General features: G+C 59.1%; 1 pseudogene. It reads right to left on the reverse strand.

From position 1 onward, the window contains the following. Positions 1-1,071: pseudogene (locus K359_RS63955) on the reverse strand (hypothetical protein); the annotation flags it as partial. Positions 1,072-1,169: the final 98 nt, after the last annotated feature.

The raw sequence follows: 1,169 nt of genomic DNA on the forward strand, positions 1-1,169 counted from the left end.
CGCGCTGTGCTGCGCAGCGGCGTCGCCGACGCGCCACGGCTCCATCAGTGCCGCGTCTTCGGGATTGATGACGGCCACGTTCTGGGGGTGAGGATTCCGCTTAGCGCGGCCTGCGGTCGGCACGGCTCCACCCGTCGACCGTAAGGTCCGGAGATGGTCTAGTGCTCTAAGGAGTCTCGCGGGATTACCCTTGCCGGTGAACTCGAGCACCTCACCGCCATCGGTCAGCGACTCGTTGTCGAGCCGAGCAACAATGCTCCGTTTGTTTTTTGCGAAGAGCCAACGGCCAAAGCTGAGAACTGAACCCATATAGTTCTGGGCGGTGCGTTCGGCGTCCCCCCGCTTGATGAGGGCCTCCCCAAGCCCCGAAATAAGGTGAGCATCCTCGGAATAAAGAGGCTGCTTCCTCTGCCCGATCCGAACCCCAGCTGACTGCGCCGGCTGCAGCGCGTCTTCGGTATCAGGAACGGGGGGAATATGGCGATCGAGCTCCATCGCCTTAGCGCCGGCCGACGATTTTCGGAGATGAGCCAGTGCGGAGCCGATCCGCAAATCAGCACCGGCGACCTTCCTATAGCTCTTGACATCTCCGTCCAACGACGCGCCGGGAAGCCGACCAGCAATGCCCGGCTTGTTGTTTTCACGCAGGTAGTCACTGAAACTGCTAAGAGCAGTTGCATCCTTCCTGCCGGTATCTGTCGCTGCTTCGTTTTTGTACTCTTTGATGAGAGCCGCGTCCTGGGGATAAGGATTCAGCTCAGCGCGGCCTGCGATCGGCACGATTCCGCCTGTCGACTGCGAGGTCCTGAGATGATCAATTGCCTTAAGGAGTCTTGTGGGATTACCGTTTCCGATGAACTCGCGCGCATCATCGGTAAGTGACTCGTTGCCGAGCCGAGCAACAATGCCCCTTTTGTTATTTGCGAAGAGCCATCGGCCGTAGCTGAGAAGAGTATCTACATTGTTCTTGGCGGTGCGCTCGGCAGCATTACCCTTGATGAGGGCCTTCTCAAGCCCCGGAATAAGGCGAGCATCCTCGGAATAAAGAGGCTGCTTGCTCCGCCCTTTCAAAACCCCAGCACCTTCACCTGAATTGGCGATCTCACTCAGTTGCCGCTCGCTGGCAAGGCCGTGCAGATTGTCTAGGGTCCTCGGCCTCTTCGCTGGCC

Origin of the sequence: Bradyrhizobium sp. th-b2 (genome assembly GCF_000426785.1) — a bacterium.
Lineage (GTDB): Bacteria > Pseudomonadota > Alphaproteobacteria > Rhizobiales > Xanthobacteraceae > Bradyrhizobium > Bradyrhizobium septentrionale.